We start from the raw sequence: 22,486 nt of genomic DNA, 5'->3' as shown, positions 1-22,486 counted from the left end.
GCAGCGCCGACGCCGGGACAGACCGAGCCGTACAACGTGCAGGTCACGCCCGGCGACGGCACGCTCACCGTCAGCATGAGCTGCTTGGGAGCGGCGGACGGCGACTCAAGACCAAAGACGCTCACTGCATTCTTCGAGCCGGGCACAGCGGCAACTGCCGATCTCGCTGAACCCCCAACGAGGCTCTGAGAAGGCGACGGGCGCAGCCGGCATGTTTCTGCCCGCGATCTGCAGCATGCAGCCCTGTAGTAACGTCCGCATCCATGAACATCGAGAGGAGAGACAATGACTGCTCCAGCACGCACACCGACCCTGCCAACACGCATGTTCGGGGGGGGGGGGGGGGGGTAGACGTTCCGCCCTCAAGCTGACGCTGGCCGCAGCGGTCAGCGTGCTCATGGTCAGCACCGCGCTCATGTTGCCCGCCCAGCCGGCCGAGGCGCAGTCCCGCCTCGGCGGCGCGTTGGTGAGCAACATCGGGCAAAGTGACGTGGGGGGGATCAATTTCCTCACCTCACGCCTGCAGGCACAGGGATTCACGACCGGAGACCACGCCTCGGGCTACGGCCTCATGAGCATCGAGGTCGACACGTCAGCAGTCGGTGCTCCTGCGGGTGTGAGGGTCGAGTTGTGGTCCGCGGCCAGCGATGGAACCCCGGACGCGAAACTCGGGAATCTGACCGTCCCGTCGACCATCTCCAGCGGCGCCACGACCTTCGCCGCGCCGACGGGCACCTGGCTCAGAGCGAACACCACCTATTTCGTGGTGCTGTACCGGGCGTCGGGCAGTGGCGGGACTATGCGGACGACGGACGCCACAACTGAGGATTCAGGAGCCGCATCGGGCTGGAGCCTCCAGAATCAGTATTGGCGTGCAAGCGGAGGAGCCTGGACAAGTTCAGCCCCGAGGATCAAGATCCGCGTCAACGGCGCGATCCCGTACCCGTGGCCGGAGGGAACCCGGCATCAGAGCGAACGCCAGGTCTGGTCCACCACGATGTCGGCGAAGAACCTCGAGCCGACGAGATGGGGCACGAACTCGTCCGGCTGCAAGGCCGGTGTGTCGGGGGGCACTTGCCCCGTCGCGATGGGCAGCAACAGTTTCACTTACGCGGGCAATACCTACGCCATCACCGATTTCTATCACCGCGACGGCACTCTGTCCGCGGGCTTGCGCGCGGGCAGCGCCGCCGCCATCGACGCTGCGAAGTCGCTGATGCTGATCGTCAAGTATGCCGCTGGCGCCGAAAGGCGGTTCCCCCTGAGGAATCTGACCGCCAGTGGTATTTCGGCCACCGCCTCCTGGCCCGTCGACGACATGCGCTGGGGCTCCTACGGTAAGCCACACTCCGACCCACAACGCAATCCCGCCGTGTGGGGGGCTTACGACGCGGGTGTGACTCTGGCGGTGGTCGAGGTGCCGGAGCCTGTGACCGTGACCGTGACGAGTCCGGCGGCGCGCACGCACACGGTGACCGTGTCGGTGCCCACGGCGGTCGCCCAGCAGACCACCATATCCTTGTCCACCTACGGCAGGGTCGGCCACCGTGTGCAGACGGACCTGAGGGATCCCGACCTGATAAGCCATTGCGATCCGATCGATCCGTGGGACCCCGTCTTCCTGAATAGCGATCGCAAGTATCCGTTCGCCTACATCCAGGCGGGGCAGCGGAGCACGACGTTCAACCTGTGCATCATGGAAGTCCCCCATGACGTGGCGAACCAGACGCTGACATCGCAGGTCACCGTGTACCACCCCTGGGGGAAGTCGTCGGTGACCTACGACATCAACGTCGGCAGCGCCAACGTCGGCAGCTCCGGGGCCGCGGAGTTCCGGGGCGGCGAAGGGCCGGGCTCGGGCGAGGAGCAGCAGCGCGACCCGCTGACGGCAGCGTTCGAGGACGTGCCGGAGACACATGACGGCACGGAGTTCGCGTTCAGTGTGCGTCTGAGCGAGACGGTGGGGAGGTTCAGCCGGTCGCCGCGGCCGTCGTCGTTCGCGGTGACGGGGGGCCGGGTGATGGGCGTGGAGCAAATCGGCGCCGGGCTGTGGCGGGTGAAGGTGCGGCCGGCGTCGCCGAGCGCCGTGGTGACGGTGACGCTCGCGGGCGGGCGGAACTGCGACCACGAGCCGTCGGGCGCGGTGTGCGCGCGCGACGGGCGGGCGCTGTCGAACACGTCGCATGCGAGGGTCGCGGCGGACCCCCAGCAGCAGCAGGCGGCGCTGACCACGCCGGAACCGGCCGACGTGTCGGTGGTGCCCGGCGACGGCAGCCTGACGGTGAGATGGACGGCGGTGGCGCACCCGCGCCTCGCTGCGGAACGGGTGCAGCACGCGCTCCGCTGGAGCCAGCAGGCGGGCGTGTGGGCCAACCCGCAGGGCAACAACGGCGTCGCCGTGCAGGCCGGTGTGAACAGCTACACCATCACCGGGCTCGAGAACGGCGTGGCCACCGGGGTGTTCGTGCGCGCCTTCGTGGGCGGGCTCCGCTCCGAGCACAGCGAGCACTCGAGCGAGTGGGTCCGCGTGAAGGGCGAGCCGACGACGCCGCGGGCCGCCCAGGCCCAGACCGTGGCGGTGGCGTTCGGCAAGATCCCCGCCGAACACGACGGGCGGACGGCGTTCGCGCTGGACGTGCAGTCAGGCGCCAAGCCCGCTGCGGACGCGTTCACGGTGACGAACGGGACCATCACGGGCGTGGAATCGCTGGACCCGGTGCTGTGGCGGGTGCGCGTCAAGCCGAAGTCCTGGAAGGACGTGACGGTCGCGCTCGGCGACGCGTCAGCGAAGGTCCCGGGCCCGGCACGCATCCGGGTCGCGGACGCCCGGGCGAAGGAAGGCAAGCACGCCTCGCTCGACTTCACGGTGACGCTGAGCCGCGCAGCATCGGGGCCGGTCTCGGTGCACTACGCGACCAACGACGGCACAGCAACGACGGGGGCGGACTACACCGCCGCGTCGGGCACGCTGACCTTTGCGCCGGGCGAGACGCACAAGACGATCTCAGTGACGCTGCTCGACGACGCCATCAACGAGAGCAAAGAAACCCTCACGCTCAAGCTCTCGAACCCCCAAGGAGCGTTCCTGCGCGCAATGCACCGCAACGCAAACGGAATCATCAAAAACGACGACCCCTAGACCATGCAGCTCGCACACCCCGGGCGCACGGCCGCCGAAAATCGTCCAGCGTCCAGCCCAACCGACTGCCCGAGCCTGCCGATCAGGTGAATTCGAGGTAGCGGTCTCGCTCCCAGTCGGTGTCGTTGTCGTGGTTGTCGCGTCGGGCGTCCCCTTCGACGGGGTAGCACCATATCGCTGCAGTCCGGAGTTCCAAGAACGTCGGCAATGCCGCAGGACAGCGCTCGACCGTCGGAATCAGCCCCGGATGACGGCCTCGCTCGCCGCAGAATCGGTACCGACGTCCGACCTGCGCCGTTAGGCGGGGCGGATCGCTAGGCGAGAGTCGCCAGCACCTCATCGGTGTGCTCGCCCAGCATCGGTGCGCGCTGCCAGGCCCACCAGTCGCCGTCCGTGGTGAAGGGCGAGCCGGGAACGGTGTAGGTGCCGAGCACCGGGTGCTCCTCGGGACGCCACCAGCCCACGGCTTCGAGATGCGGGTCGTTGCGCAGATCGCCGACGGTGTTGACCGGCGTGATCGGGATGCGCCGCCGCTGGCCTTCCACGAACAGCTCCTGCTTGGTGAAGCGGGTGGTCAGCTCCTCGACCCACGCGTCCACGGCTTCCAGCGCCTCACGGCGGACCACGATGTCGACGAAGATCTCGTCGAGGATGCCCTCGTTGCCGGTCAGCTCGTTCACCCATTGCGCAACCGCATTCCAGTGAGTCGGCTGGATGGCGATGATCGCCACGTAACCATCCGACGCCGGATACATGCCCATCGGGCTCGTGACCGGACGGCGGTTGCCGGCCCGGGGGCGCGGCACCTGGTCGTCTAGATACAGCGGTACACCGGTCTCGGGCGACAGCCACAGCCCCACTTCCTGGAGCGACAGGTCGATGGTCTGGCCGAGCGCCGGCTCATCGGCCGCTGCCGCCAAGTTGCGTGCACGTACCGACATCATCGAGCCGATCACCGCATGCAGCGAAGCGCCGTGCATCAGTACGCCGATCTCGCCGGCCGGAGCCAGCGGGGGGCCATGCGGGAAGCCCACGGTGGACGCCAAGCCGCACGATGCCCAGGCAACGAGGTTCGACGACCGCCAGTGACGTCGTGGCCCGGTCATGCCGAACGGCGTGATCGAGACCCATGTCAGGTGCGGAAACCGCTCGACGATCCCGGCGACACCCAGCCCTCCTTCACCAGCGTCTGCCAGCCATGGGTAGGACTCTTGGGCGGCGGGCATCGCGTCGTCGAGCACGACATCAGCCGAGCCGATCAGCTTCACCAGCGCCGTCGCATCCTCACTGTCGGTCGGGTCCAGCACCACGCTGCGCTTCGATGCTGCGTAGTAGGCCCACCACAGGCTGGCTTCGGGGCCTTCGTGGCCCCGCGCCAGCGGAGGCATCTTCCGGATCGGATTCCCCCCAGGGGGTTCCACGCAGATCACGTCGGCGCCGAGTGCCGCCCAGACGCGGGTGCCGTACGCGCCCGACAGACCGGTCAAGTCGAGCACGCGCACGCCGCTCCATGGCCCGTGGCCTTGCTGCGCGGCGCTCATTGAGCGCCGCCCGTGACGTTGCCCTCGGCGTCGTAGAACTCTGCTATCCTGACCGATTCGTACCAGCGGTCGAACGGCCGCTCCAGCACGACTTCGGGTCGGGCATCGACGAACGCCGTCCCGTCCGCGACCATCTGCTCCACGTCGTCGCTCGCATAGCCGATCTCGGTGAGGACGTCGACGGTGTCGCCCCCCATGTTCGGCCCGGCGCGGGTGACGTATGGAGGCGTCGCGCTCAAGCGCACCGGGTTGCGAACGAACAGGTCGCGGCCCAATCGCGGACTCGGGGCGATCGAATACGGGCGGCGGTCGTGCACCTGGGGGTCAGCCAGCACGCCCGTGTGGTTGAGCACCTCGTATGCCGCGATGCCCAGCGCCTGCAGTTCCGCAGCCGCTTGCTGGGGACTGCGGCGGTTAGTCCACACCGACAGTTCGGCGTCGATCGCATCGTGGTGTGCGATTCGATCGGCCAGTGTGCCGTGCGGGTAGGTCGACAACGCAGCCTGATCAACAGCGTCGTGCGCAGGAACATCAGACCATTCGGCCAAGCCCGCCAGCGCCTGCCATGCCTCGTCATCGGGCACTTCGACGGCGATCCAGCGATCGTTTCCCGTGCATGGATAGATGCCCGCAGGTGCCGCCCACGACACGCGGTTGCCATTTCTGAACGGCTCAGGCACGCCGAGGTCTTGGCCCACCAGGTATGGCCCCAAGAACGACACGGTGGTCTCGAGCTGGCTGATGTCGAGGAACCGGCCCTCCCCGGTGCGATCCCGTTCGTGCAACGCCGTGACGATCGCCAGCATGGTGTGCAGCCCGCCCATGTAGTCCGGCGGGGCGATGGAGGGAATGCCGGCGGGTTCCTCGTGCGGGAAGCCGGTGAGCGCGTCCCATCCCACGAGCGGCGCCTGATTCGGGCCGAAGGCTCGGAAGGGGTAATACGGCTTGTCAGGGTCGACGCCGAACCCGGTCATGCCTGCATAGATGATGTCGGGGCACACCTGCTTGACGGATTCGTAGTCGAGTCCCAGCTCGGCGATGCCCGGCGCCGCGAAGTTCGTCAGGAACACGTCGCACGTGGCCAGCAGGCGTTTCGCGGCTTCGAGCGCCTCGGGGTACTTCAGCTCGAGACCAACCGAGCGCTTGCCGGCCGACATCTCGGGCACGTAGGGACCTGTGTCGCAGAAGACATCCGCCAGTTCGGGATCGCGAGCCCATGCCGACCCGAATGCTCGTGCCACATCGGGATAGCTGTGGGCCTCCACCTTGAAGACCTCGGCCCCGTGATGCGCCATCGCCTTGCCGCAGCACGGCGCCGCCACCGCAATGCTGATCTCGAAGACCCGGATTCCCGAGAGCGGTCTGCGGTCAGCGCTCGCCGTCATCGATGACACCCCATGTGCTCCGGTCCCATAGCCCGGTGACCTTAGAGGATGCGCGGATTGACGGAACCTGCCGTCGCGTCATCTGTTGTTTCCCGCTCTTGTTCGCTGCGCTCACGGGCCGCTCGGGCCACGGCTTCGCCATTGGGCTCAGCCTCTTGGTCGCAGCGCGGCGGGCGGCCCTCTCTCCGTGCTAGGACAAGATCCCGGCGGCGGGATCCGCTTGCCGCCAGGCCTAGCCGGAGGGTTGCCCCGACATGACTGATTCCGCCGATTCACCGACCGAGGTCGTCGGCAAGTTCATCGCCTGCATCGAAGCGAAGGATCTCGACGGGGCGGCCGCCCACGTCGCCGACGACGTCTATTACGACAACGTGCCGGTGGGCGACATGACTGGCCCCGACGCCATGAAGGAGTTCCTGAGCGGCCTGACGAAGGGCGACGGGCCCGTGGAGTTCGAGGTCGTCCGCCAGACGGCCACCGGCAACACCGTGATGAACGAGCGGGTCGACCGCTTCCACACCGGCTCCGGTCGCCTGATCGAGTTGCCGGTGATGGGGATCTTCGAAGTCAACGACGGCCTGATCACCTTCTGGCGGGACTACTTCGACAACGGCATGTTCATGCGCCAGATCAAGGGCTGAGACCGCGTGGCGTACCAGTACGACGGCTTTGATCTCACTGGCAAAGTCGCTGTCATCACCGGCGGCAACGGCGGCATCGGGCTGGGCTACGCCCGCGGCGTCGCAGCTGCGGGCGCCGACGTCAGCATCTGGGGCACGAATCCCGACAAGAACGCGGCGGCCGAGGCCGAGCTGCGCGGGATTAATCCGTCCGCCAGCGCCCTTTGCTGCGATGTCTCCGACGAGGAGCAGGTGGAAGAGGCCATGGCGGCAGTGGTCGAACGCTACGGGCGCGTCGATGCCTGCTTCCCGAATGCCGGCATCGGCACACAGAACCAGAAGGGCTTCCACGAGCACTCCAATGAGGACTGGTTCAGCGTCATCGACGTCAACCTGCACGGCGTGTTCTTCACCCTGCGCGCCGCCACCCGGCAGATGATCGCCCAAGGCGAAGGCGGCTCGTTGGTGCTCACGTCGAGCGGTACCGCGATCCAGGGCGCTGCCCGGGGCCAGGCCTATGCGGCCACCAAGGGCGCCATGCTGGCGATGATGATGGGCCTGTCGGTCGAGATGGCCCGCTACAAGATCAACGCCAACGCCGTCATCCCGGGCTGGATCGACACCGCCATGACCGAGCGGTTGTTCACCTGGGACAAGTTCGTCGACAACGTGATGCCGCGCATTCCGATGCGCCGGTGGGGCGTGCCAGACGACTTCGGTGCCATCGCGGTGTACCTGATGAGCAACGCAGCCCGCTGGCACACCGGCGACGTCATCAAGATCGACGGCGGTTTCAGCATCTTCTGACCCCTCGCGCGGTTCAATCAGCGCATCGCCGTGGGACAGTGGCACCGCCTCGCGGCCACTTCGACGCGCCTATCTTGGCGAGCGCGGCGGCTACAGCACCGTTCGCGCTTGCCCACGCCGTCGGAACAACCGTGACTCAGGCTTAGATGCGAGACGACTTGCTCGAAGAACGGCGAGCGCTCATGCAGGATTGGGCCGACTTCGTGGAAGGGTGCGAATAGGCCGCAGGCCAAGAACGTTGCTCTAGGAGCAACGGCGCGCGCTAGCTCGATACGGCGGGCGGCTTACTGCTGCGCCAGCTCGATGCACAGGTTGTACGACTCAGCGCTCGAGTTGGCGCCGATGCGAGAGATTTCCTCCGCATCTAGTGGTGGTCCCTGGGTTTCGCGCGGCGGTGTTGCTGGATTCTGCTGTCATGAGCTGGAGGAGGGTTCATGGCACCGAGGGGATATCCGGCGGAGTTCCGGCGGCGTGTGATCGATCTGGTCGAGGCCGGCCGTCCGGTGGCGACGGTCGCGGCTGAGCTGGGCATCAGCGGCCAGTCGATCTATACGTGGCGCCGCCAGGCGCGCATCGACGCGGGACTCGAAGCGGGCATGACGACCGCTGAACACGCCGAGCTGGTCGCGCTGCGCAAGCGGGTGCGCGAGCTTGAGACCGAGCTGGCGGTCCATCGCCGGGCGACTGAGCTGCTGAGGGGGGACGTCGACCCAAAAGGAGGTTCGCGGCCATCAAGGTGATGGCCGCGGAAGGGCTGCCCGTCGAGCGGGCATGCGCGCTGTTGGGCGTGTCGGTGTCGGGTTATTACGGCTGGTTGCGCCGCCCGCCCTCGGCGCGGTCGATCCGGCACGCCTGGCTGGAAGGCGTCATCGGCGAGATCCACGCCGGTTCGCGTCAGACTTACGGCGCCAACCGGGTCCATGCCGAGCTGGTGCTGGGCCGGGGCATCGCGGTGTGCCGCCAGACCGTTGAGACGCTGATGCGACGAGCGGGGCTGCGGGGCGTGTCGGGGCGGCCCAAGTTCCGCACGGTCCCCAACGTGGCAACCGCAGCCGATCTCGTGGACCGCGACTTCGCCCGGGCCGAGCCTGATCGGCTGTGGGTGACCGACATCACCGAGCACCCCACACGCGAGGGCAAGGTCTACTGCGCTGTGGTGCTGGACACATTCAGCCGACGTGTCGTGGGCTGGTCCATCGATTCGCGGCCCACCGCGTCGATGGTGACCAACGCGTTGGGCATGGCGATCGACAACCGCAGCCCGGTCGCCGGCGAGACCGTCATCCACAGCGACCAAGGCACCCAGTTCACCTCCTGGGCGTTCACCCAGCGGGCGGTCGACTCGGGGCTGCTGCCCTCGATGGGCTCGGTCGGGGACTGCTTCGACAACGCGATGGTCGAGTCGTTCTGGTCACGCATGCAAGTCGAGCTGCTGGACCGCAAACGCTGGCACACCCGCATCGAGCTCGCGAACGCGATCTTCGAATACCTCGAGATCTGGCACAACCGGCAACGTCGCCACACCGCGCTTGGCATGCTGACCCCGATCGAGTTCGAAGCTCGACATCAACATCAACCGGCAGCATGAATCCAGTAATCCGCCTCCACCAAACGCAGGGACCCCCACAGCCTGCGCAAAACCCAGGGTGAATCAACAGCGACGATGGCACGCGCGGTGAGCGAGCGAAGGCACAACTAGGGTCGCGCCTGACAACCGGGCAGAAGCGGTCCCCATTGAGCAACTTCGTGGCGTTTGTCGGTTGGATTGCCGCGCCGTTGATATTCGCAGCACCGTTCCTGTTGTTGAGCGCTATCGGTTGCGAGCCGCTAGGCGACGGGCAACGTGATTGCGATGTCACCTATTCGCCATGGGGCACGGAGAGTGTCGGTAACGATTGCTGACAACCGCCCCGCTCGACGGCACAACAACGCTGCTGCATGATGAGCGACGCAGCCCGCTGGCACACCAGCGATGTCATCAGGATCGACGGCGGTGTCAGCACCTCTTGGTCCTTGGGGTAAGCGGCGATCCTCGCGATATGCCGGAGACTCAAGGCTCCTTCGCCTAGCTTCGAGCCTGTGACCCAAGGCCCTCCGTCGACAACTGCCGGGCGGTTCAAGATCTCCGATCTCGTCGCGTTGGTGGCCGGCGGCAAGATCCGCATTCCGCAGTTCCAGAGACCGCTGCGCTGGGATCGCAACAACCGGTTGGAACTCTTCGACAGCATTTACCGTGGTTACCCGATCGGCACGCTGCTGTTCTGGCGCCGCCCTGCGCCCGAGGACACCGTCCGTCTCGGAACGCTGCGGATCGACGCTCCCAGCCTGCCGGATGCGCTCTGGGTCGTCGACGGCCAGCAGCGTCTGCGCACGTTGGCGTCGGCTCTCCTGCCGGCCGGGTTCCACGACGGCAAGCCCGAGGAGGAAATCCTCTTCGACGTCCCCACTCAGAAGTTCGTGACGGCGGCGCGCAGCGCGCCTTCCTCCAAGCGCTTTCCCCTCAGGGGGGCGCACGAAACGCGAGGCACTGTGCAGTGGCTGCGGGACCATGAGGTCGACGAAGCCGAATACGAGTGGATTGCCCACCTCAGCGACCGGTTGCAGAACTTCGAAGTGCCGGCGTACATCGTGGAATCGGAAGAGGAAGCCGACCTTCGCTTGATCTTCGATCGCACCAACACGGCGGGCAAGCGTCTGAAGCGGGCCGAAGTCTTCCACGCCTTGAGCACATCCAACCTTTTGGACGCCAGCGATCAGCCGAACTTGAGGCGCCTTGACCCCGTCGCGGAGGATCGCTCCTTTGGGACCATCGCTCCCGACACGCTTCTCAAGTGCGTCCTGGCGATGGGCTCACCGGACATCACCCGGGACTTTCGCGCGGAACTCGACCGGCCCTCGTCGGAACGCTCCGAGGACATCGAGCGTGCTGCATCGGCGCTGGGGCACGCAGTCCAATTCCTGCAAGAGAACGCCAAAATCCCGCACTACCGCCTGCTGCCCTACCAGTTTCTTCTGGTTTGCCTGGTTCGTTACTTCGGCTTCCATCCCGATCCTCGTCCGTTCACACGAGTCATGCTGCGACGCTGGTTCTGGCGCACTGCTGCCGCGGGGCCGCCCGGTCGACGCGGGCACACCGGCTTCATGCGTCAACTGCTCGCCGCAGTCGAGGGAGATGATGCCGATGCGTCGGTGGAACGACTTCTTGCCCTCGTGCCGATCGAGGGTCCTGCTGACTTGGGCATCGACGGACGATTCGGCCTCAACAGATCGCAGTCACGCATCGCAGCAGCGGCCCTCGCTGCTCTCGGCCCCCTTGATTTCGACCATCACCACCCCATAGACGTCAGCTCGACCCTCGAAGAGCATGGCACCAATGCACTCCTCCGAATTCACCAATCTGCTTCGTCTCGGGACGAAGGTGAGCGCGACGACGAACTGGAGCCCGAGAGTCCACCAAGCGGAGCGGGAGGCGCGACAAACAGTCGAGTAGCGCTGGGCCAGACCGTTGCGAACCGCATCTTTGTCTCATCTCAAGCGCTCACGTCGGGAATCGGCAGCGAAGAACTCGGCGATGCGCTCTCCCGAGTCGCCTCAGCAGGCACCGTCGCCTCACCCGACGATGTGCTCGGCAGTCATGCGATCCCGATTGATGCTGTGTCCCGCCTCGCCGACGAAGGAGTCGAACAGTTCCTGCAACTGCGCCACGAAGCCTTGGCCGCCGCTGTCAGCGCATTTGTGGATGGCCATGCCGAGTGGGAACACCGCCACCGCCGATCAATCGACACCCTGCTCAAAGTGCCAATCAGCCGATGAGGCGAAGTGACCGCACAGAAGCTCACATCCTGCTGCATGGCGAGGCCATTGGGCTCTTGTGGCAGAGCCAAGGCACGACGACACTCGAGCTGGCGCAGAACTACTGGGACAACCCCGACCGGGCGGTGCTCGGGCAACGCTTCGAGGAACGTGAACCGTCGTTTCTTCGTCAGGGCAGCGGGCGTCTCCCGGTGTGGTTTTCGAACCTCTTGCCCGAAGGCCGGCTGCGAAGCGTCATGGCCGACCACTACGGCTTCAACGAACGAAACGAATTCCGGCTACTGCTCGAATTGGGCGTCGATCTTCCTGGGGCGATATCCGTCGACACTGAAGGCGCGTACTTCGATAACGCGACAACCGTCGACAGCTCAACAACGCTCGACGACGAGGATGACGACGGGCTTCGCTTCTCGATCTCGGGGGTGCAGCTCAAGCTCTCGATGATGCAGGAAGGGATTCGCCTCGTCATGCCGCCGAGCGGGCAACGAGGCGGATTCATCGTCAAGTTCGCGAGTCGTGAGTATCCCGATCTAGCCGAAAACGAGTTCTCGATGATGAGGTGGGCGCATGCCGCGGGCATCGTCGTTCCGGCATGCGAACTGAGGCGAATTGCCGACCTCGGGCCGCTTCCACATGGTTTCGAGCCTCTCGCCGACACGAACGCATACGTGGTGGAACGATTCGACCGCGCTCTCGACGAATCGGGACAGACGACCGTCCACATGACCCACATGGAGGACTTCAACCAGATCGTGGGGCAGTGGCCGGAACACAAGTACCGAAGCATCAGCTTCGAGCGGCTCGGACTACTGGTGTTCGCGCTCTGCGGCCCCGAGGATTTTGACGAATTCGTACGACGCCTAATTTTCTGCATCGTCATTGGCAACGAGGACGCTCACCTCAAAAACTGGTCTCTGTGGTATCCGGATCGAGTGCAACCGAGACTGAGTCCGGCCTACGACCTCATTTCGACATGCGTGTACCCCGAACTCGTCCGCGGCATGAGCCTTCGCCTGTTTGGCGACGGCGATCCACGATCTGTCCGGATCGAGTCTCTGCGCGACTTGGCGTCATCCGTCGGCGGCTCGGCGAGCCGGATCGAAACCGTCGCACATGAGACTCTTGAGCGCATCAGAGTCGCCTGGTCGCAGATCAGCGGGGATTTGCCGCTCTCGCAGGAGTTCGTCGCCCGACTCAGCCAATACCAAGAGAGCCTGCCGCTCTGTGGCGGCTCGTCGATGCTGCTCACATGACCGGTCATGCGCCGATGGGGCGTGCCAGACGACTTCGGTGCCATCGCGGTGTACCTCATGAGCGACGCAGCCCGCTGGCACACCGGGGACGTCATCAAGATCGACGGCGGTTTCAGCATCTTCTGACGCCTCGTGCGCACCCCGTGCGACCATGAATTTACGAAGATGTGTTAGGTTTTTTCACGCGGGGATTCCGGCTCGCGCCATCCGAATGACCGCGCTGTCCCACAGCGATGCGCCCTTCGGTGCCACAGCGAGCTGGGCGCTGAGTCACGAGGGGGACATCGTGGAGGAATACGACATTCACATCAAGGACGGCACGATCGTCGACGGGACACGCGTGCCGAGCTTCCGCGGAGACCTGTGGATCTCCGACGGGCGGATCGCCCAGATCGGCGGCCGTCCCGACAAGCCTTCCAAGGAAGTCATCGATGCGGGGGGCTGCATCGTGGCCCCGGGCACGATCGACCTGCACACGCACTACGACGCGCAGATCCGCTGGGATCCGTACTGCTCGATCTCGAGCTGGCACGGGGTGACATCGGTGGTGCTCGGCAACTGCGGCTTCGGATTCGCCCCCTGCAAGCCCGACTTCCGCGAGCGGTCGATGCTCACGATGGTGCGCACCGAGGCGATCCCGCTGGCGGCCATGCAGGAGGGCATGCTGCCGAAGTGGGACTGGGAGACCATCCCGGAGTACCTCGACTCGCTGGACCGCACACCGAAGGGCGTCAACGTCCTGCAATACATGCCGACGGCGTCGCTGATGATCTACGTGATGGGCCTCGAAGCGGCAAAGACCCGTCCGGCCAACAATGCGGAGCGCAAGGAGATGCAGCGCCTGCTGCACGAGGGCATGGACGCCGGCCTGTGCGGCTTTTCCATCCAGCGTCTCGGACCCAACTCCACCCAAGCCGACTTCGACGGCTCGCCGATGGTCACCGACACCATGATCGACGACGACATCTTCGTGCTGGCCGAGGTGCTGCGCGAGCGCGACGAGGGCTTCATCCAGCTCACGCAGGCCACGAGCCCCGACGTCAACAATCCGGAGGATCTCGACTTCAAGCGGCGGCTGGCCGAGGTCAGCGGCCGACCGATCATCGACAACGTGGTGCCGGTAAGCCAGCGCAACCCGCGTGTCCACGAGGAACGGCTCGAATGGCTTGAGCAGGCCCACAACGACGGGCTGCGCATCTTCGGCCAGGGTGCCTCGATCCGCACGGGCTTCGCCTTCTCGCTCGACGAGTGGAACCTGTACGACTCCAGCCCGGCGTGGCGCGAGGCGACGACGGGCTCGATCGAGGACAAGATTCGCAAGATGTCCGACCCTGCCCTGCGGGACCGGCTGCGTGCCGAGACCGATGAGGCGGCGACGCTGTTCGCGAACACGCAGGGCGCCGTCGGCGGGCCGCCCCGCAAGCTGGTCGTGCAGGGCGTGGCGCGACGTCAGGACCTGCAGAAGTACGTGGGCAAGTCGCTGGGCGAGATCGCCGAGATGGAAGGCAAGCACTACATCGACGTGATGCTGGACCTGTCGCTCGAGACCGATCTGAAGACAGAGTTCCTGGGCGAGGGCCCCGAATTCAACGTGGACCATATGTCGGCGGTGTACACCGACTCGCCGTACACGATCCCGGGTGTTTCCGACGGCGGTGCGCACACCAAGTTCTTCACCGGGGGCGCGTGGACGACGGACTTCTTGGCATGGATCGTGCGTGACGAGCAGCGGCTGACGGTCGAGGAGGCGCACTACCGGATGTCGGCGCTCGCAGCGCACGCGGCCGGATTCCAGGACCGCGGTGTGCTGAAGGAAGGCGCCCCGGCTGACGTGCTGGTCTACGACATGGATGAGCTGGCCATCGATCCCGAGTGGATCGGCGAGGCCGTCTACGATCTGCCCGGCGGCGAGTGGCGCCGCGTGCAGCGTGCGCATGGCTACCGCCACATCCTGGTGAACGGCGTCGAGACGTTCCAGGACGGGGAGTGCACGGGCGCGACGCCCGGCAAGCTCCTGCGCCACGGCCGCGGCTAAGGCTTCTGTTTCGCCCGGCGGGGCGGGTCCTGTCAGCACCGTGTTCCCTGCACGGGCGCAAGCGCCCGCGCGCCCCGCAGTCCTCGCAAGCTGCGGGCTGCGGGGGCCCCGTTCGCTGCCACCCACCCCGCTTGCCTTGGCGCGGTGGTACTGCGCGACTAGGTCGTGGCGATGACTTGGGCGAGCGCGGCCACGCCCTCTCGGATGTCGTCGTGGGAGAGGCTGCCGAAGCAGAGGCGCATACGGCGTGCGCCCCAAGCGGGTTCTACCGACCAGGCTGCGCCTTCGTTGAACTGGATGCCTCGCTTGGCCGCTGGCGCCAGATAGCTCGACGTGTCGGTGCCGGCTGGGAACGTGAGCCATACGAAGATGCCGCCCTTGGGGTCGGTCACCTGCACCGGTCCGCCGAGCTTGATCGCCACTTGTGACAGCGCACCCATGTGGGTGTTCACGGCGTGGCGCATCACCGCGCATTTCTCTCGCAGCGTTTCCCGCAACTGGGCTACGTGGTCGTCGAAGTGCGCTGCTGCGTACTCGGCGAGCACGAGCTGTTCGATTGCGCCGGTGCCGGCGTCGTCCTTGAGGGCCATGAGCTGGCGCACGATGGGCACGTCGCCCACGATGTAGCCGACGCGGAGCGCAGGCGCGATCGACTTGGAGAACGAGCCGCAGTAGATCACTGCGCTCGGCCCTTCCGATTCGGCGCAATCCAGCGCACGCAGCGTCGGCGGGCGCTCTCCGGTCCACTGCAGGTCCGAATAGCACTCGTCCTCGAAGATCGGCACGCCGAAGTGCCGGGCGATGGCCAGGATCTCCCGCCGGCGCTCGACCGGCATCACCGAGCCCGTGGGGTTCTGGACCGTCGGGATGGTGTAGATGAACCGGGGCGGCGTGCCGGCTGCAGCCAGCTCGTCGAGCAGGCGGGCAAGCCGTTCCGGAACGATCCCGTTGTCGTCGAGCTCGACGCCGACGCATCTGGCTCCTCGCCGGGCGACCTTCGAGATCATCCCCCCGTACGTCGCCTCTTCGGCGACCACGACGTCCCCCGGGCGCAGGAACGCTGCGTTGACCAAATCAAGCGCCTGCAGCGAACCGGACACCACCAGCACCTGCTCGCTGCTCGTCGGCATGTGCGCATTCGCATCCAGCGATCCGGCGACGAACGTACGCAGCCCCTCGAAGCCCTGCGGATTGCCGCCGAGGTTGTAGGTGGCGAGTTCGGAGCCATGCTTCGCCAGCACAGACATGGCCGCCTCGGTCAGGCCGCCGACCGGCACGCTCGGCGAGTCGTTGTTCCCGCCGACGAAGCTGAAGCGCGGGATCGGCGTCCATGCCCCCGCCGGCTGCGGCAGGCCCTCGGCCATCTTGGCTGCCATGTCGAACGCGCCCGCGGGCGCGTTGCCGTTCGGTAGGCCGGTCTGCGGCACGATGTTCTCTCCAGTAGTGCTCGGCTGGTACGGCGGGCTCGGCTAGGCGTCCGAGACCACGATCCGCTGTGCGAACAGCCACTGCCCGTCGATCTTGCGCACGATGTCGTCGTAGTGCCCGACCAGCAGGATCCTGCCACCGTCAGGCAGCGGCTTGACCATCTGCAGGTGGCTGAACACGGTGGCCTCGGATCCGTCGCCGTCGGCCACGACGTTGGTCACCCAGTGCTGTGCAGAAGCGAACTCTGCATACTGCTCTTCGGTGGAATAGGCAGCGGCGAACGCCCGCAGCTCGTCCCGGCCGCTGAACGTGCCGACGATCCCGATGAACTGCCCGTCGGGAGCGAACGTATTGGCGTACCCGTCGGCATCGCCGGTGTCGATCGCCTTGTTGTAACGAGAGATGAGGTCCCGGATCTCAACTCGGTCGTCATTTGTCAGCGCCACAGCTCTCCCCCAGTGCTCTGCCGGCCTGTTGGCGTCAACCTACTGCGGCACGGGTCGCGCAGCTCCGGCCCTGCGGGTATCGGCTGGTTCTGGGCGTTAGCTATGCCTACTGAACTGCAGCAGGCATCGTCACTATTGAGCATTCGGCCATCTGGATACGTGCCGAGTCCCCTGCTTATACTTCGATTGGTGCGCACGGTCCGGGCATTTCGGTCAAAGCGAGACCGGCGGTACGCCGACCCGGCGGCGCCGGATGACTTGGCCCGGAACGGCCGAGGCCGACACTGGCCGGGAGCACGCTCGATCATCCTCGATGGCGTCACCCACTCGTACAGCCAGGCCCACGGAGTCAGTCCCCCCGAAGGCCTCGATCCCGCCGACGAAATCGCCCAGGGCAGCTATTCGGTATACCACCTGTCGCTGCGCGTCGAGCCCGGCGAGTCGGTCGCGCTGCTCGGTCCCAGCGGGTGCGGCAAGACCACGCTGCTGCGCCTGATCGCAGGGCTCGAACGTCCCCTGGCTGGCACCATTCAGCTCGGCGAGCGGTTCGTCTCGGGCCCGCCCGGCCGGGGCGGTTCCTGGGTAGCTCCCGAATCGCGCCGTGTTGGGATGGTGTTCCAAGACTGGGCGCTGTTCCCGCATCTCACCGTGGGCCGGAATGTCGGCTACGGACTCGAACGGTCTACACGAACGCCGGGCCGGATCGCCGAAGCACTCGACTTGGTGGGTCTGTCCGGCTTCGCCGAACGCATGCCCTCCACGCTGTCGGGTGGGCAGCAGCAGCGTGTCGCGCTGGCGCGAGCGCTGGCGCCACGCCCTGGTGTGCTCTTGCTGGACGAGCCCTTCTCCAATCTCGACTCATCGCTGCGCGAGGACGTTCGCAGCGAGGTCCGGCGGCTGCTCATCGAACTGGGCATCACGGCCGTCTTCGTGACCCACGACCAGGACGAGGCCTTTGTGGTCGGCGACCGCGTGGGCGTGCTGCGCGAGGGCCGCCTCGCGCAGGTCGACACGCCTGACGGCCTCTACCGCCGGCCTGCTGATCCGTTCGTGGCCGATTTCGTGGGCACCGCGTCATGGCTGCGCTGCGGCGCCTCGGATGGCTTCGCGCACACCCCGCTCGGACGCCTCCCCCTCAGCAACGCCGCCGGCGAGAGCGGCAACGGGGCGGCATCGCACGGCGCTGCGCGAACTGTCGACGTGATGCTGCGCCCGGAGCAGCTCAGCTTGGCCCAGGGCACCACAGCCGAAGTCGAACTCGTGGAGTTCTACGGGCACGACTCGATGGTCGTGGCGAATCTCGACGGCACTCAACTGCGCGTGCGCTGCGGACCCGATCCCGAAGTACGCCGCGGCGACTCGGTCGCTGTCGAGTTCACCGGCACCAGCGTCGTTGCATTCGCTTAACCGCTACCCGCACGCAGCGGGGAGATGACCTGCTCGGCGAAGCGGTGGGCTGGCTCGGCGCTGTCGGGGTTGCCGAAGTCGAGCACGAAGTGCCGGATTCCCACATCCACCAGCGAAGCCAGGAATTCGGCGTACTCGGCAGACTCGCTGTCAGTCGTGGGCAGTGCCCGCTCGACAGTGGTCGACATCTCCAGCCCTGCCGGATCGCGTCCGAGCCGCTCGAGTTCATCCAGCACGATGCCGCACTTGCGCCTCAGCGCTTCGAGATCCCGCCGCCATGTCGTGTTCCAGATGTCGGCATGGCGGGCTGCAACCTTCAAGCCGATCTGCTCTCCCGAGGCACCGATGCAGATCGGCGGCGGCACTTCAGGCAAGGGAGGCGCTGCCGCACCGTCGATGCGATAGTGCTGGCCCTTGAAGCTGGGGTCATCCTGCGTCCACATCAGCCGGCAGATCGTGACCACCTCTTCGAGCTGTGCGAATCGCACTTTCGGTGAGGGGAACTCGTAGCCGTAGGCCTCGTACTCGTCGCCCCGCCAGCCGGCCCCGATGCCCAAGATGAAACGGTTGCCCGACAGGTACTGCAGCGTCGCGGCCATCTTCGCTGTCAAGGCTGGCGGCCTGTACCCGTGTCCGAGGACGTGGTGGCACAGCTGCACATCGGGCAGGCGAGCCGCACACCAGGTGATCGTGGTCCAGGCTTCGAGAAACGGGTCGGTCTTGGCGTCGAACCCGTAGAAATGGTCGGCGATCCACAGCGAGTCGAAGTGCCCGATCACTTCGGGCAGGAGCCATTCCACCTGGTCGGCCACGATCGGCCGATGGTCACTCCACCGGTTGCCGATGCATGGCGACAGCCACCCGAACCTGAGCCCATTCCCCGAAGTCACGGAGTCACGCTAACCGTGCGCCTGGTCCGAGCTCTTCGGTCAATGTGTAGAATCGGAAGAAATATACACATCAGGATCTGGGGCGCACATCGACAAGTATCCGGGCGTCGGCATTCGGGCAACGGGAAGGCAGCGATGCGTACCAACATCGAAATCGACGACGAACTCATGGACGCAGCCATGAGCGATGGCAGCTTTCGCACCAAGCGAGCAGCTGTGGAGGCTGGACTTCGCCTGCTGATCCGAACGAGATCACAGGGACGCATACGCAGTCTGAGAGGCAAGCTGGCCTGGGAAGGCTCGCTTGACGAGATGCGAATCGACCGGTGATCGTGGTCGATTCATCCGTCTGGATCGACTACTTCAACGGCATCGAAACTTCCCAGTCCGACCTGCTGGACGAGCTGCTGGGAGCGCAGCCGGTCCTCACCGGCGACTTGATCCTGGCGGAGGTGCTCCAAGGGTTCCGAAACGATGCTCACATGCGCCGCGCCCAAGAGACCATGGACGCCCTGTTCTACGAGTCGATGGTGGGACGCCACATCGCCATCGCCAGTGCGCTCAACTACCGGAAACTGCGCGCCAGAGGCATCACTGCACGCAAGACCATCGACATGCTGATTGCCACGTTCTGCATCGAGAACGGTCACCAGTTGCTGCACGCAGACCGTGACTTCGACCCAATGGCCGAACACCTCGGACTGCAGGTGCTCTGACCAACGCCTGTGCGGCTCGTCGAGCGCCAGTGTCGAGGCCCGGCGGCGGAACCCGCGCGAACACCTGGCGGGCTGGCCCAGGGAAGACGCCAAGGAGGGCCCAGTTGTGAACGGTGCGCATTCAGGGGCGGACGGCGCGCTTGTTGGGGCGACGGGCGAGTTCCTCCAGCACCGGCTGGGCCAGCTTCACGAACGTGCACGCCAAGCGCCGGGTCTCGCGTGGATCGATGAGGTCTACGACGTCGCCGTGCATCGCAGCCTTGAACGGCGAGCGGAGCCGCAGCAGCCGCTCCTCGATCATCTCTCGATGTGCCTCTGGATCGGGTGCCGCGTCGATCTCACGCCGGTACGCCGCCGCAACGCCGCCCTCGATCGGGATGCCGCCCCACTCCCCCGCAGGCCAGCCGAACCGCAGGTTGAGCGCATGCGGAAGGCCGATGCTGTTGGGCGCATCGGCGGCCACGCCGTAGGACTTGCGCACGTTGAACTCCACCTTGGGCACGCTCGCCTCCGCTGATGCGATCAGCGCCCGCACGCCCCGACGCATGGTGGCCTTGCGCTCAGCGGCGGAGCCCAGCATGAAGCCCGGCATGTCCAGGAAGATCAGCATGGGCAGGTTGAACGCGTCGCACAGGTCAACGAAGTGGGCGTACTTGTCGGCGCCGTCGCCGTCCATGGCGCCGGCCAGCCGCATCGGATCGCTGCCGACCACACCCACGCTGTAGCCGTCGAGCCGGGCGAACCCGGTGATGATCGCTCCGGCGTAGTGGCGGCGCATCTCGAAGAACTCGCCGTTGTCGACGACGTGGCGGATGAGCGCCCGGGCGTCGTAGCCCGCTCGCCGGTTCGTGGGAATGATGTTCAGTAGCTCCTCGGGCCGACGGTCGGGCGGGTCGCCCGTGTCGACACGAGGCGCCACCCCCGAGGTGGTGTTGGGCAAGTACGAGAGGAACTGCCTGATCTGGTCGAACGCGTCCTCCTCGCTCTCGGCCACGTTGTCGACCTGGCCGCTCTCGTACACGTGCATCCGATAGCCGCCCAGTTCCTCCTTCGACAGCGTCTCGCCGGTGGCCCGCTGCACCACCGGCGGCCCGGACGGGAAGATCTGCGACTGGCCCTTCACCATCACCGTGAAGTGAGACATGAGCGCCGCAGCAGCGGGCCAGCCCGCCACGGATCCCATGATCCCTGCCGCCACCGGCACTTTGGTCAGCATCTCCACGCCTTGCCACCACATATCGCCCTCCGGCAGCGCCATCTGGCCCGACTCCTCGTCAGACCGTGAGCTGTGGCCGACGCCCTCGCGCAGCTGCACATACGGAATGCCGTAGGTGATGGCCAGCGGCTGGGCGAACTGGTGCGGGATCTTGTGGACGTTGTGGGGGCTGCCACCCGAGATCGTGAAATCGTCGCCGCCGATCGCCACCGGCCGCCCGTCGAGCTCGGCGAGGCCCATCACGTAGCCGCCGGGCGTGAACCCGATGATGTTGCCCTCGTCGTCGTACTCCGGTCCGCCCATGAGCCCACCCATCTCAATGAACGAGCCCGGGTCGGCCATCTTGGCAATGCGTTCGCGCACGGTGTACCGACCGCCCTGGTGCTGGCGGTTGATGCGTTCCGGGCCGCCCATCTCGGCAGCCAGCTCCTTGAGGTACGCGATCTCGGCGATCGCGTCCTCCCAGGACATTCCCGGTTTCCAAGTCTCCCGATCCGGATCAACTGGCATTGCGAACTCCCCGCTCGACGCCAACGAGTGATCTCGCTGCGATATGAGATCGAAGAGGAGGCTAGATGGGCACAGATGACGGGGTTCGGTGGCCGCAGTAAGTTGCGGCGGCGAGGCGCGGGCGTATTCGCGCCGCTGAGCCTGACAGGGGATCACGATGGAACTGGGACTGTTCACCATGCCGAGCCACCCGCCCGAGCGCGATCTGCGCGAGGGCTGGGAATGGGACCTGCAGGTCATCGAGTGGGCCGATGAATTCGGGTTCGGCGAGGCCTGGATCGGCGAGCACCATGCCGCCAAGTGGGAACCACATCCTGCACCGGACCTGCTGACGCTGGAGGCCCTGCGCCGCACAGAGAACATCCGCATCGGCCCCGGCGGCTTCCTGATGCCCTACTACCACCCTGCCGAGCTGGCCAATCGCATCTCGCTGCTTGACCACATCTCCGAGGGTCGGCTCAACTTCGGCGTCGCCGCCAGCGGGCTTCCCAGCGACTGGGAGATGTTCGGGGTGGACGGCATGGCCGGCGAGAACCGCGAGATGACCCAGGAATCGGTCGAGTTCATCCTGAACCTCTGGAGCCAGGAGCCCGGCTGGACCCACGACGGCAAGCACTGGAAGGGCTCGGTGCCGCACGGCATGCCCGACATGGACCTCGTGCATCACCTCCGCCCGCTGCAGCAGCCGCATCCGCCGATCGGCGTGGCAGGGCTCAACTCGCCGTCGCCGACGCTGGAGATGGCGGGCGAGAAGGGCTGGATTCCGATGAGCCTCAACCTCAACCCGCAGTACGTCAGCGGGCACTGGGACTCATACGAAGCCGGTGCTCGCCGGGCAGGGCGGGAGGCCAGCCGCAGCGACTGGCGGATGGTCCGCGAGGTCTTCGTGGCCCCGACTGACGAGGAAGCCTGGGAGCTGTCCTACGGCGGGATGATGGGCCGGATGATGACCGAGTACTTCATCCCGCTGCTCGGCGCCTTCGATTTCCACAAGTTCCTCATCGACGAGCGCAACCCGCCTGCGGATGGCGTTGTCACCGTGGAGTACTGCGCCCGCAACAACTGGTTCGTGGGATCACCCGAGACCGTCGCTGCGTCGATCGAGAAGGTCTATGCCGATGTCGGAGGGTTCGGCCACCTGCTGCTGTTCTGCTTCGACTACTCCGAGTCACCCGAGGCCTGGCGCCGCTCGATGGACCTGCTCGCCAACGACGTCATGCCGCAGGTGGCACACCTCACCGGAGACTGAACCCGCCAATACGCTGCAAGCAGCCTGAGCC

The 22,486-nt window shown here is 66.2% G+C and carries 18 protein-coding genes and 1 pseudogene; 12 read left to right on the top strand and 7 right to left on the bottom strand.

Annotated elements, in window-relative coordinates; all coding sequences use genetic code 11:
- Positions 1 to 397: 397 nt before the first annotated feature.
- Positions 398 to 3,139 (top strand): choice-of-anchor R domain-containing protein, encoded by a 2,742-nt coding sequence (locus tag ACOGW9_RS04270; RefSeq protein ID WP_419908707.1) that lies wholly within the window; start codon positions 398 to 400, stop codon positions 3,137 to 3,139.
- 82 nt (positions 3,140 to 3,221) lie between these two features.
- Here the strand turns inward: ACOGW9_RS04270 and ACOGW9_RS04265 are convergent, their stop codons facing one another.
- The 3 genes from ACOGW9_RS04265 to ACOGW9_RS04255 all read right to left on the bottom strand — a co-directional run bounded on the left by ACOGW9_RS04265 (position 3,222) and on the right by ACOGW9_RS04255 (position 6,065).
- Positions 3,222 to 3,347, bottom strand: a complete 126-nt coding sequence (locus ACOGW9_RS04265) for a hypothetical protein (protein ID WP_419853577.1) — start codon at positions 3,345 to 3,347, stop codon at positions 3,222 to 3,224.
- A 106-nt stretch (positions 3,348 to 3,453) separates the two neighbouring features.
- Entirely contained in the window at positions 3,454 to 4,680 is a 1,227-nt protein-coding gene (locus tag ACOGW9_RS04260) for a CaiB/BaiF CoA transferase family protein (RefSeq protein WP_419908705.1), read from the bottom strand.
- Positions 4,677 to 6,065 (bottom strand): CaiB/BaiF CoA transferase family protein, encoded by a 1,389-nt coding sequence (locus tag ACOGW9_RS04255; protein WP_419908703.1) that lies wholly within the window; start codon positions 6,063 to 6,065, stop codon positions 4,677 to 4,679. Before ACOGW9_RS04255 ends, ACOGW9_RS04260 begins: the two co-directional genes overlap by 4 nt.
- Positions 6,066 to 6,319: 254 nt before the next feature.
- On the opposite strand from ACOGW9_RS04255, the gene ACOGW9_RS04250 reads away from it, so the two are divergent.
- From ACOGW9_RS04250 to ACOGW9_RS04220, 7 genes and pseudogenes are all read left to right on the top strand, one after another.
- On the top strand, positions 6,320 to 6,706 hold the full coding sequence (locus tag ACOGW9_RS04250; protein WP_419908701.1) for a limonene-1,2-epoxide hydrolase family protein: 387 nt from the start codon (positions 6,320 to 6,322) through the stop codon (positions 6,704 to 6,706).
- Between the two features lie 6 nt (positions 6,707 to 6,712).
- Complete coding sequence (locus ACOGW9_RS04245; RefSeq protein WP_419908699.1) at positions 6,713 to 7,492, top strand: SDR family NAD(P)-dependent oxidoreductase; 780 nt, start codon at positions 6,713 to 6,715, stop codon at positions 7,490 to 7,492.
- 434 nt (positions 7,493 to 7,926) lie between these two features.
- A pseudogene (locus ACOGW9_RS04240) lies at positions 7,927 to 9,080 on the top strand (IS3 family transposase).
- Between the two features lie 491 nt (positions 9,081 to 9,571).
- Positions 9,572 to 11,305 carry a DUF262 domain-containing protein gene (locus tag ACOGW9_RS04235; RefSeq protein ID WP_419908697.1) on the top strand — a complete coding sequence of 578 codons (1,734 nt, stop codon included), beginning with the start codon at positions 9,572 to 9,574 and terminating at the stop codon, positions 11,303 to 11,305.
- Positions 11,302 to 12,558 (top strand): type II toxin-antitoxin system HipA family toxin, encoded by a 1,257-nt coding sequence (locus ACOGW9_RS04230; RefSeq protein ID WP_419908695.1) that lies wholly within the window; start codon positions 11,302 to 11,304, stop codon positions 12,556 to 12,558. Before ACOGW9_RS04235 ends, ACOGW9_RS04230 begins: the two co-directional genes overlap by 4 nt.
- A gap of 6 nt (positions 12,559 to 12,564) precedes the next feature.
- Entirely contained in the window at positions 12,565 to 12,684 is a 120-nt protein-coding gene (locus ACOGW9_RS04225) for an SDR family oxidoreductase (protein ID WP_419908693.1), read from the top strand.
- Positions 12,685 to 12,769: 85 nt separating this feature from the next.
- Positions 12,770 to 14,593, top strand: coding sequence for an N-acyl-D-amino-acid deacylase family protein (locus ACOGW9_RS04220; protein WP_419908691.1), 1,824 nt, complete (start codon positions 12,770 to 12,772; stop codon positions 14,591 to 14,593).
- A gap of 158 nt (positions 14,594 to 14,751) precedes the next feature.
- Here the strand turns inward: ACOGW9_RS04220 and ACOGW9_RS04215 are convergent, their stop codons facing one another.
- Together ACOGW9_RS04215 and ACOGW9_RS04210 are read right to left on the bottom strand one after the other, a co-directional pair.
- On the bottom strand, positions 14,752 to 16,020 hold the full coding sequence (locus ACOGW9_RS04215) for a PLP-dependent aminotransferase family protein (RefSeq protein WP_419908689.1): 1,269 nt from the start codon (positions 16,018 to 16,020) through the stop codon (positions 14,752 to 14,754).
- 42 nt (positions 16,021 to 16,062) lie between these two features.
- Complete coding sequence (locus tag ACOGW9_RS04210; RefSeq protein ID WP_419908687.1) at positions 16,063 to 16,467, bottom strand: nuclear transport factor 2 family protein; 405 nt, start codon at positions 16,465 to 16,467, stop codon at positions 16,063 to 16,065.
- 189 nt (positions 16,468 to 16,656) lie between these two features.
- On the opposite strand from ACOGW9_RS04210, the gene ACOGW9_RS04205 reads away from it, so the two are divergent.
- Positions 16,657 to 17,874 (top strand): ABC transporter ATP-binding protein, encoded by a 1,218-nt coding sequence (locus ACOGW9_RS04205; protein WP_419908685.1) that lies wholly within the window; start codon positions 16,657 to 16,659, stop codon positions 17,872 to 17,874.
- Here ACOGW9_RS04205 and ACOGW9_RS04200 read toward each other — a convergent pair.
- A complete protein-coding gene (locus ACOGW9_RS04200; RefSeq protein ID WP_419908683.1) occupies positions 17,871 to 18,764 on the bottom strand; it encodes an LLM class flavin-dependent oxidoreductase in 894 nt (297 codons plus the stop codon). The genes ACOGW9_RS04205 and ACOGW9_RS04200 overlap by 4 nt on opposite strands.
- A 135-nt stretch (positions 18,765 to 18,899) precedes the next feature.
- Here ACOGW9_RS04200 and ACOGW9_RS04195 point away from each other — a divergent pair, with 135 nt between their 5' ends.
- On the top strand, positions 18,900 to 19,094 hold the full coding sequence (locus tag ACOGW9_RS04195) for a type II toxin-antitoxin system VapB family antitoxin (RefSeq protein ID WP_419853587.1): 195 nt from the start codon (positions 18,900 to 18,902) through the stop codon (positions 19,092 to 19,094).
- Positions 19,091 to 19,480 carry a PIN domain nuclease gene (locus tag ACOGW9_RS04190; RefSeq protein WP_419853588.1) on the top strand — a complete coding sequence of 130 codons (390 nt, stop codon included), beginning with the start codon at positions 19,091 to 19,093 and terminating at the stop codon, positions 19,478 to 19,480. Before ACOGW9_RS04195 ends, ACOGW9_RS04190 begins: the two co-directional genes overlap by 4 nt.
- A 121-nt stretch (positions 19,481 to 19,601) precedes the next feature.
- On the opposite strand, the gene ACOGW9_RS04185 is transcribed toward ACOGW9_RS04190, so the two are convergent.
- On the bottom strand, positions 19,602 to 21,206 hold the full coding sequence (locus ACOGW9_RS04185; protein WP_419908681.1) for an acyl-CoA carboxylase subunit beta: 1,605 nt from the start codon (positions 21,204 to 21,206) through the stop codon (positions 19,602 to 19,604).
- A gap of 157 nt (positions 21,207 to 21,363) precedes the next feature.
- On the opposite strand from ACOGW9_RS04185, the gene ACOGW9_RS04180 reads away from it, so the two are divergent.
- Positions 21,364 to 22,455: an LLM class flavin-dependent oxidoreductase gene (locus ACOGW9_RS04180; protein WP_419908679.1), complete on the top strand. Its 1,092-nt coding sequence runs from the start codon at positions 21,364 to 21,366 to the stop codon at positions 22,453 to 22,455.
- Positions 22,456 to 22,486 lie beyond the last annotated feature (31 nt).

This window comes from Candidatus Poriferisodalis sp., assembly GCF_965203655.1.
GTDB lineage: Bacteria > Actinomycetota > Acidimicrobiia > Acidimicrobiales > Poriferisodalaceae > Poriferisodalis.
This window is presented reverse-complemented; position numbering and strand designations above follow the sequence as displayed.

Bases quoted from the DNA above. Each gene is read 5' to 3' on its own strand.
- ACOGW9_RS04195 (WP_419853587.1), top strand. From the start codon at position 18,900: ATGCGTACCAACATCGAAATCGACGACGAACTCATGGACGCAGCCATG.
- ACOGW9_RS04270 (WP_419908707.1), top strand. From the start codon at position 398: ATGGTCAGCACCGCGCTCATGTTGCCCGCCCAGCCGGCCGAGGCGCAG.
- ACOGW9_RS04180 (WP_419908679.1), top strand. From the start codon at position 21,364: ATGGAACTGGGACTGTTCACCATGCCGAGCCACCCGCCCGAGCGCGAT.
- ACOGW9_RS04255 (WP_419908703.1), bottom strand. From the start codon at position 6,065: ATGACGGCGAGCGCTGACCGCAGACCGCTCTCGGGAATCCGGGTCTTC.
- ACOGW9_RS04225 (WP_419908693.1), top strand. From the start codon at position 12,565: ATGCGCCGATGGGGCGTGCCAGACGACTTCGGTGCCATCGCGGTGTAC.
- ACOGW9_RS04260 (WP_419908705.1), bottom strand. From the start codon at position 4,680: ATGAGCGCCGCGCAGCAAGGCCACGGGCCATGGAGCGGCGTGCGCGTG.
- ACOGW9_RS04185 (WP_419908681.1), bottom strand. From the start codon at position 21,206: ATGCCAGTTGATCCGGATCGGGAGACTTGGAAACCGGGAATGTCCTGG.
- ACOGW9_RS04230 (WP_419908695.1), top strand. From the start codon at position 11,302: ATGAGGCGAAGTGACCGCACAGAAGCTCACATCCTGCTGCATGGCGAG.
- ACOGW9_RS04250 (WP_419908701.1), top strand. From the start codon at position 6,320: ATGACTGATTCCGCCGATTCACCGACCGAGGTCGTCGGCAAGTTCATC.
- ACOGW9_RS04220 (WP_419908691.1), top strand. From the start codon at position 12,770: ATGACCGCGCTGTCCCACAGCGATGCGCCCTTCGGTGCCACAGCGAGC.